The following is a 9,026-nucleotide window of genomic DNA, read 5'->3' as shown; positions in this document are numbered from 1 at the left end:
GTGCATACCTGGGGTAGCCGCACGGTGGTTTTGCTGGCGGCATCCCTGTACGCCGTGTTTCTGCCCCTGCTGGGCTGGGTGGAGCAGTTCTGGACGTTGGTGCCCGCGCTGGCGTTGTTTGGTTTTGCTGGTAACTTGCTCAATGTGTCCGTCAACACGCAGGCCATCAACGTGCAGGCGCACTACAGCAAGCCAATTATGGGCTCGTTCCACGGCCTTTGGAGCTTGGCGGGCTTTTTGGGCGGTGCCTTCGGAACACTGCTCATCAGTTGGCAACAGTCGCCTCTCTCCCACTTCCTGCTCGTAGCTGGGTTAGGACTGCTTATCGTTGCCGTAGCGCACCAGTTTACGCTGCGCCAAGACGAAGGCAGCGAGGCCGGGGGCATGAGTTTGCGCCGTCCCGAACCGTATCTGCTGCGCATTGGCCTTATTGCGTTCTGCGGTATGCTCTGCGAAGGCTGTATGTTCGACTGGAGCGGCGTGTATTTCCAGCGCGTCGTGCAACCCGATGCCACTATGGTTACCAGCGGCTACGTAGCCTGCATGAGCACCATGGCACTCGGCCGCTTCCTCTCCGACTACTTCACCCACCGCTTCGGGGCCGCCCGGATGCTGCAAATCAGCAGCACCCTCATTTCCTTGGGACTATTGACTGCCGTGCTTCTGCCCTATTTGGTGCCGGCCATTATCGGGTTCCTGCTCGTGGGCTTCGGCATTGCCTCGGTAACGCCGCTCGCTTATTCGGCGGCCGGACAGGCGCGCACCGTGTCGCCGGGCGTCGCGCTGGCGCTGGTTTCCACTATCGGCTACCTTGGCTTTCTGCTCGGCCCGCCGCTGATTGGGCTGCTGGGCGAGGTGTTTAACCTGCGCATCTCGTTTGCGCTGGTGGCCGTGATAGGTGCAGCCGTTGGTGTGCTGGCAGCCGGCATTGCCACCAAATCCGCGAAAGTGCGGACTCCGGCTTAGCTGTTTTAATTAGAGCGTTGTTGTTCCGACATTCCCTGCATCAAGCGGCATAAGAACGCCGGAAGTGGAGGAATCAGCTTCGCTGTTGATGCGCCTTGGCGGCAACCATGTCCACCGAAGCCCTTGTAGACCCTCTAACAATCAATTCAGATTTCAACTCCAGGCTCTGAGTTGCTGTTATGAGAGCGTTTTTGGTGATGGCTCGGAATAGTATGGTAGCGGCTTCTTTGCCGATGGCATAAGCGGGCTGTGTGATGGTTGTAAGGGGCGGGTCCAGCAACGACGCCATTTCCAGGTTAGAGAAGCCAATAACCTTGATGTCAGTTGGAATAACTAAACCAAGATTCCGACAGGCTTCGTAGGTGTACATGGCCAAACTCTCAATTGACGCAAAAAACCCATCTATGTCGGGCCTTTTTAGCAGTAGCTCCTGAATCGTTTGGATGTCTTGCGCCTTGTTTGCTAGTGCGTGCACCACCAATTCCTCGTCGTATGGTATACCAGCAGCTTTCAACGCATCTACGTAGCCTTGCAGTCGTCGCTTACCGATAGATAAGCTCTCCGAAAGGGTTAGGTGAGCTATGGCCCGACAGCCATTATCGAGCAAATGCCGGGTGGCTTGGTAGCTGCTCTCGTAGTCGTTGGTTGTTACTTTGGCCGTGGCTAGTTCTTCGTGTACCCGGTCGAAAAAAACCAAGGGAATACCTCTTTCCTGCAAGGAATCCAAGTGGGCGTAGTCCCGACTACCGCTGGCTACCGATATCATGACGCCCTCCACCCGACCACCGGCTAGCAGCCGCGCCACGGATACTTCGCGCTCGTAATCTTCGTGCGTCAAATAGATCAGCACATGGTAATCGTTGGCCCGGGCTACTTCCTCGATGCCGTTGATTGCCAACGAAAAGAAATGGTTGGCCACCTCCGGAATCACCACCCCGATGGTTCTGCTCTTTTGGTTGCGCAGGCCACTCGCGTACGGGTTAGGCTCGTAATTAAGCTTATTGGCTAGCTCGCGGACTCGGTCCTTGGTTGGCTGCGAAATATCGTACCGGTCGTTGAGTGCTCGTGAAACCGTGGCAACAGAGAGGTTCAGTTCTTCGGCTAGTCGTTTCAGGTTAACTGATTTCATAGCTCAAGTTATGGATAACGAAGTATACATAATAAGCTCCGCTGTAGCATGCGGGCATACTACGAGAATCAGGGTTTCCACAAAACAGAGTGCATCAAATTGATTCTCTGACTGTTAACTGAAATTAAACTCTGGCCGCCACTTCTCGATAGTATGATTGTAGATGGCCTGATTAGCCATATAAACCGCACAGGCCACCCGCGCGCCAGTGAAAACGTTGGAATCGGGCAGTTTCTTTTCATTCACCGCTTTATAGAAATCACGGAGAGCATACCAGGAGCCGTCTTTCAATGGCTCGGTGGTAATAGGAATGCCGCCGTTCTTGTCCCACGTGATTTTGGTGGCGCCCGTTACGCCGTCCACGGTGCCGTACTGCTTGAGCGTTTCCTTTTCCGGGTAATAAATGCCTTGGTCGATGAGCAGCGAGATGGTGCCTTTAGTTCCTTTGAGCTTGAACAGGTAGCCGTCGCGGGCGTTGCCGCAGGTGGCGCCGAAATTGCCCACCATGCCTTCGCGGGCGTAGCGCACCATCACCTGCACGTTGTCGTACGTTTCGCGGCCGTCTTTGTAGTAGTCGATGCCGCCGGTGCCAAAGATTTCGTCGGGGTAGGTGTTGAAGGCCCAGTGAATGAAGTCGAGCTGGTGAGAAAGCAGCTCGGCGGCCAGCCCGCCGGAATACTCGCGGTACATGCGCCAGTTGATTTTACGCTCCAGGCTTGGGTCGGGCACCGGCCGCCGCCAGCTGCCGTTTCGGTCCCAGCGGCAGTCAATCTGCGTCACTTTGCCCAGGTAGCCCTGGTCTATCATTTCCTTGACGCGGTAGTACAGCGGCGAGTAGCGGTACTGATGGCCGACTTGCAGGATTTGATTGGGGCGCTGCTGCGCAAGGGTTACCAATTCCGTGGCCTGGTCGATGTTGTGGGTCATCGTTTTTTCTAGGTACACCTGCTTGCCCGCCTGCAACGCGGCCTTGGCCACGGCAAAATGCAGGTTCAGCGGCACCGAAATAATGACGGCTTCCACGGCGCGCGAATCCAGCAGCGCGCGGTAGTCGGTATAGGTTTTGGCCTTGCTGGCCGAACCTATTTTTTGGGCGTCGCGCAGGCGAAAAGGCAGCTCATCGCACAGGGCCACCACCTCGTACTGGTCGGGCAGTTCCTGCAATATTTTAAGCAGCCCCGTGCCCCGGTCGCCACACCCAATAACACCGATTTTCAGCTTGCCGGCGGCGGGCACGGCAAAAGCTTCTCCTAATTGGCTGCTTAGTAGCAGGCTGCCGGTCAGCAAGCCGGTTTTCTTAAGGAAATGACGTCTTGGAAGGTGAATCATGGGTGGGAGAGTAATCGTTTAAATCCTTGGGAGGCAGTGTCGGCAACCGTACCGCTCGGGCGCTGGTAAATGATGTAGGCCTGAAGGTCGCGGTGGTTTTGCAGGAAAGTTAGCGCTTTCGCTAATCCCATCCCCATCAGCGCGTTATCATACGCATCAGCAGTTAGGGCATCCGGCGCTATAACAGTCACGCTGATCATTTCATTCTGAAACGGGTAGCCACTTTTGGGGTCGATGAGGTGAGCCCTGGTTACGGCTCCTTGCTGTTTATATTTACGATAATTACCGGAAGTAGTGACGCCCCCGGCGCTTAGTTGAATGACCTGCTGCATGCCCGGCAACTGCCAGCCGCTACTATCCGGCCGCTCGATACCGATTCGCATCAGTTCACCGCTGGGTGATTTGCGGCCCCGCACCCGAATTTCACCGCCCAGCTCCACCAAGTAATTGCGGATGCGTTTGTGTTCCAGCAGCGCGGCCAGCACGTCCACCGTGTAGCCTTGGGCAATACCGTTCAAATCCAGGTGTACGCCCGCGACAGTCTTCACCAACGAGTCGCCGCGCAGCTTGATTTTATCGGAACCGATGGCCGGCAGAATGGCCTGGATAGCGGCTGCGGAAGGAATGGTTTCGGTGGGTTTGGTGCCAAAGCCCCAAGCTTGCACCAGCGGCTGCACGGTGGCATCAAACACGCCGTCCGTTTGCTGATACACGGCTAAAGCTTTGCGAACAACCAGTTGTAAATGCCGGTCGGCGACCACCCCCCTTGCCGATTGATTGAACTGATTGATCAGCGAGTTGGGCTGGTAGAGCGAGAGGGAGGCGTCAATTTCTGCTAGTTGCCGGCTTACTTCGGACCTCGTTACTAGGCTATCCTTGGCGTAGTAGGTGATGGTATACGTGGTTCCTTGCGCGTAACCGCTGAGCTGAAAGGAGCGCAGCGGGGCCGGACTACTTGGGAGTAGCCACAGCGCAAGGGCGAAAAGAACACCGCATTCCATAAGGCGAGGAAAGGCAAGGAAATGTTAGGCGACGCGGCCCCTTAGCAAAGGGGAAGGCTCACCAAACAGACTTTAATTTTGTAACTTAACCTAAGCTCAGCTACTTGCAAGCACGGCTATTGAATGCTCGGCAGTGCTTTCAGCGGCTAGGTAATACTAACTATTATTTGAAATATAACCAGATATTATCGTCTCCTTTCCAACCCCTCTTCCTTTGTTGAGCTCGGAAAACATTCGGGAGAGTACAGGAGAGTTGCAACAAATGATATATTTAATATCAGCTTCGAAAGTAGAGAGCTATACTCTTGAGTCCTTTTGCAGTACGCTTTATTAGCTACTGTTGCGCCCTTGCCTTACTTCTGACCATTTGCATCAGAGGTACCTCCTATTTGCTTGTCTTCGCTTTGAACTACCTAACCTTACTCAGGTACAATTGCGCTAACGATTGCATTACCGAAAACGTTTGCGTAACTAAAGGCTTGCTTATGGTGCCGACTTGGTACTATTTGCCTTTAGCTTAGTACTCCATATGGGTTTATTCCTTCTAAATGGCAAGCTTATTTTAAAGCACTGCATTTAGGACGTCACAATAACCATTTCAGTTTCATCACTCTAATCCTCCCCACACCCATTCTATGACCGCACTATACTCTCCCCCAATTCACAAGGTGCCCCTGTTGCTGCTACTACTCTTGCTCTGTTTCACTTCCGGAGCGTGGGCGCAGCAAGGAGTTACAGAAATCAGTGGCCGCATAGTTGACGAAAAAGGCGCCGGCCTACCGGGCGTTACAATTCAGGTGAAGGGCACTACCGTAGGCGCCAGTACTGACCCCGACGGCAAATTCACGGTGCAAGCGCCCGCCAATGCCACCGCGCTGGTAATTTCTTCTGTGGGCTTAGTTGCTCAAACCGTGAATATCGACGGCCGCAAGCAAATCAACGTCACGCTACGAGAAGATTCGCAGGCGCTGGCCGACGTAGTGGTTGTGGGCTACGGTACTCAAAAGAAAAGCCAAACCACCGGCGCTATTTCCTCGGTGACTTCCAAAGAAATAGCGGAATTGCCGGTAACCAACGCTCGGCAAGCGCTGCAAGGCCGCGCCGCGGGTGTCGACGTTATCCAGTCGGGTAGCCAGCCCGGCGGGGGCGTGACGGTGCGCATCCGGGGCCGCCGCTCCATCAACGCCTCCAACGACCCCCTTTACGTAGTGGATGGTATTCCCGTGGCCGGTGGCATCGACGACATCAACCCCCAAGATATTGCCTCGCTGGAAGTGCTGAAGGATGCTTCGGCCACCGGCATCTACGGTTCCCGTGGTGCCAACGGTGTGGTGCTGGTAACCACCAAGCGCGGTAAAGCCGGCAAAACAGTGGTGAGCTACGATGCTTACGCGGGCTTCTCGAAAGCCCTGGGCCAAGTGGACGTAATGAACGGACCCGAGTTTGCGGAATACAAGCGGGAAGCCTACCGCACGGCCGGTATCTACCTCGACAACGACCCTGTCGTTTCCGACCAAAAAACTTTCACGGCGGTGGAATTGGAGAGCATTGCCCAGGGCCGGAGCACCGACTACCAGAAGTTGCTGCTGCGCACCGGCTCCATTCAGAGCCACCAAGTGGGCGTGCTGGGCGGCAGCGAGAAAACGCAGTTTTCAATTTCCGGCAACTTCTTTCAGGAGAAGGGCATTCTGAAGCGTACCGATTTCACGCGCTACACCTTCCGCGTCAACCTCGACCACCAAATCAGTGACCGGATTCGGGTGGGAACGTCCACGTTCGGCGTGTACAGCGTCAACAACGGCGCCGATAGCCCCATCAACAATCCGGCCTTCGACGGCTTTCCCAACCCGAACTACGTGGCTCGGGGTTTCAGCCCTTTCGGGGGTGCTTTATCGGAAAATCCGCTCGGCAAACCGTTCGATGAGCAAGGCAATCTGATCTTTTTGCCGACTCCTGACGGCTTGCGTTCCAATCCCGCCGCCGAAGTGGTACCTGGCGCTGTCATTGCGGAAACCAAGACGGTACGCCTCTTCAACAGCATCTATGGGGAGTTGAAAATTGTGGATGGCTTGAAGTACCGGTTCAACTTCGGTCCCGACTTCACCAACCAGCGCTTCGGCCGCTTCACGGGTACTCTCACCAACGCCCGGCGCAACGGGGCCCCCACGGCCCGCACCGAGTACGGACAGCGCTTCAACTACACTATCGAGAACATTCTGACGTACAACAAAGCATTCAACGGGGTGCACAACGTGGGATTAACGGCCCTGCACTCCGTACAGCGCGACAATTACGAAACCGGCTTCATCGACGTAAATGCTGTGTCGGCAGAATCGCAGGGGTTCTATAACCTGGGCCAAGCCGGCTCTTTCAACGCGCCCGGCACCGACCTGCAAACCTGGACCTTGCAGTCGTTTATGGGACGGGTGAACTACGATTTCAAGGAAAAGTACCTACTCACCGTGACCGGCCGCTACGACGGTTCTTCGCGCTTCGGTTCCAACAACAAGTACGGCTTCTTCCCCTCGGTAGCTTTGGGCTGGAACCTGGGCGACGAGGAATTTATGAAGGCCATTCCGGTGCTAGATCAATTGAAGCTGCGCGGCAGCTACGGCTCGATTGGCAACACCGGCATCTCGCCTTACCAAACTCAGAGTTTGCTAGCCCGCACGAGTTACGCGTTTGGCACCGCCCCAGCCTATGGCTACCGGGTAGGCACGCTCGGCAACGACGATTTGAAGTGGGAAACCACCAGCACGGCCAACATCGGCTTGGATTTCAGCATGTTCAAGGGTCGCATTTACGGGTCGTTGGAAGCCTACCAGGCCGACACGCGTAACCTGCTGCTCTACAACCAACTGCCTATTTCCAATGGGTTTGACCGGGTGCTCCAAAACGTAGGGCACACCCGCAACCGCGGTTTTGAAGCCACGCTGACCAGCGTGAACGTGAACACCGCCAGCGGCTTCCGGTGGTCAACGGATTTACAGTTCACGCGCAACCGCGAAGCCATTATTGAGCTGTTCAATGGCAAGAGCGACGATATCGGCAACCAACGCTTCATCGGCCAGCCTCTGCAAGTGTACTACGACTACGAGAAGGTTGGCATCTGGCAGCAAGATGAGGAATCGCAGGCGGCCTCTTTCGGCCAAAGAGTTGGGCAGATCAAGGTGAAAGACCAGAACGGCGACGGAAAAATTGACGCCGTCAACGACCGGGTTATTCTTGGCTCTACTATTCCGGATTGGGCAGGCGGTATCACCAACCGGTTCGAGTACAAGGGTTTCGACATGTCGTTCTTCGTCTATGCCCGCATCGGCAACATGATTCGCAGCGACTTTCACCTGGGCACCAACCAGCTAGCGGGTCGCTACAACAACCTGGACATCAACTACTGGACGCCTTCTAACCCCACCAACGACTTCCCGCGGCCCAATAAGGACCAGGAGTTTCCGGTCTACAACTCCACGCTGCAATACTTTGATGGCTCTTTCGTGAAGGTGCGCAACATCAACTTCGGCTACAACTTCGCGCCGGCTATTGCGCAACGCCTGAAAATGACGGGGCTGCGCTTGTACACCAGCATTCAGCAGCCGTTTATTTTCTCGGAGTACCGCTCGAAGTATAAAGGCATCGACCCCGAAACCGCCGATGTGGTCAATGCCAACCAGATTCCCTCGGTTCGGCAAATCACGTTTGGCCTCAACGCCAAGTTTTAAGGCCCGCACCTTCAACCCATCCTGACATGAAGACCTTGAAATACAGTAAATCCATAGTGGCCGCGGTGCTGCTCTCGCTGGCCTCCACGGCTTGCAAAGACCTGCTTGAGGAAGAAGTGGTGTCGCAAGTAGGTTCCGAATATATTACCACGCCAGCGGGTTTCGAAGCGGGGGTAAGAGCGGTGTACTCGTCGCTACGCGACTTTTATGGCCGCGAAAACGGCATGAACCTGACCGTATTCGGCACCGACACCTACACGTTCGGCTCCGACGGCACGTACAAGTACATGAACCAGTACACCACCCAACTCGACAGCCGTACCCAACCCATCATCGATGTGTGGAATGCCTTTTACGTGGGCATCAATACGGCCAATGCCGTTATCGACCAAGCGCCCAACGTAACGGGCCTCGACGAAGCCGTGAAGAAGCGGCGGGTGGCGGAAGTGAAAGTGCTGCGCGCGCATCATTATTTTGTGCTGGTGCAGCAGTACGGCGACATTCCGCTGGTACTACAGCAAAGTACCAAAGCCAACAAGGAAGCTACCCGGACGCCCGTGAAGGACGTGTACGCGGCTATTGTGCAGGACCTGGAATCAGCCTTGCCCGACTTGACGGCCACTACCACAGAGTACGGCCGGGTGACGAAGGGCGCCTGTGAGCATTTGCTGGCGCGGGTATACCTGACCAAGGCCACGTCGGTCGCCTCTGCTTCTGATGACTATACGAAAGCGGCTACCTACGCCCAGAACGTCATCAAAAACTACACGTATCGGCTGTTGCCCGACTACGCTAGCGTGTTTCAGCAGGGCGCGGGCGAAATCAACGACGAAGTAATTTTTGCGACGCAGTATACCGCCGACCCTACCACCAACGGCGTGG

General features: G+C 55.5%; 6 protein-coding genes. 3 read left to right on the top strand and 3 right to left on the bottom strand.

The window, feature by feature from the left end; genetic code table 11:
- Entirely contained in the window at positions 1 to 966 is a 966-nt protein-coding gene (locus ACFE7X_RS07440) for an MFS transporter (RefSeq protein WP_375435043.1), read from the top strand.
- Positions 967 to 1,039: 73 nt separating this feature from the next.
- Here ACFE7X_RS07440 and ACFE7X_RS07435 read toward each other — a convergent pair whose 3' ends face one another.
- From ACFE7X_RS07435 to ACFE7X_RS07425, 3 genes are all read right to left on the bottom strand, one after another.
- Positions 1,040 to 2,095: a LacI family DNA-binding transcriptional regulator gene (locus tag ACFE7X_RS07435; RefSeq protein WP_375435042.1), complete on the bottom strand. Its 1,056-nt coding sequence runs from the start codon at positions 2,093 to 2,095 to the stop codon at positions 1,040 to 1,042.
- Positions 2,096 to 2,209: 114 nt separating this feature from the next.
- Positions 2,210 to 3,424: a Gfo/Idh/MocA family protein gene (locus ACFE7X_RS07430; protein ID WP_375435041.1), complete on the bottom strand. Its 1,215-nt coding sequence runs from the start codon at positions 3,422 to 3,424 to the stop codon at positions 2,210 to 2,212.
- The gene (locus ACFE7X_RS07425) at positions 3,421 to 4,425 is read right to left on the bottom strand and encodes an FAD:protein FMN transferase (RefSeq protein ID WP_375435040.1); all 1,005 of its coding nucleotides are present in this window, start codon (positions 4,423 to 4,425) and stop codon (positions 3,421 to 3,423) included. The genes ACFE7X_RS07430 and ACFE7X_RS07425 overlap by 4 nt, the downstream gene beginning before the upstream one ends.
- Positions 4,426 to 5,060: 635 nt before the next feature.
- Here ACFE7X_RS07425 and ACFE7X_RS07420 point away from each other — a divergent pair.
- Together ACFE7X_RS07420 and ACFE7X_RS07415 are read left to right on the top strand one after the other, a co-directional pair.
- Positions 5,061 to 8,144, top strand: coding sequence for a SusC/RagA family TonB-linked outer membrane protein (locus ACFE7X_RS07420; protein ID WP_375435039.1), 3,084 nt, complete (start codon positions 5,061 to 5,063; stop codon positions 8,142 to 8,144).
- A 26-nt stretch (positions 8,145 to 8,170) separates the two neighbouring features.
- On the top strand, positions 8,171 to 9,026 hold an 856-nt coding region (locus ACFE7X_RS07415; RefSeq protein WP_375435038.1), incomplete at its 3' end, for a RagB/SusD family nutrient uptake outer membrane protein.

This window comes from uncultured Hymenobacter sp. (assembly GCF_964242765.1).
Classification (GTDB): Bacteria; Bacteroidota; Bacteroidia; order Cytophagales; family Hymenobacteraceae; genus Hymenobacter.
This window is presented reverse-complemented; position numbering and strand designations above follow the sequence as displayed.

What these genes read in the sequence shown, in the direction of transcription:
- ACFE7X_RS07435 (WP_375435042.1), bottom strand. Translation starts at nt 2,095, where the DNA reads ATGAAATCAGTTAACCTGAAACGACTAGCCGAAGAACTGAACCTCTCT.
- ACFE7X_RS07430 (WP_375435041.1), bottom strand. Translation starts at nt 3,424, where the DNA reads ATGATTCACCTTCCAAGACGTCATTTCCTTAAGAAAACCGGCTTGCTG.
- ACFE7X_RS07425 (WP_375435040.1), bottom strand. Translation starts at nt 4,425, where the DNA reads ATGGAATGCGGTGTTCTTTTCGCCCTTGCGCTGTGGCTACTCCCAAGT.
- ACFE7X_RS07420 (WP_375435039.1), top strand. Translation starts at nt 5,061, where the DNA reads ATGACCGCACTATACTCTCCCCCAATTCACAAGGTGCCCCTGTTGCTG.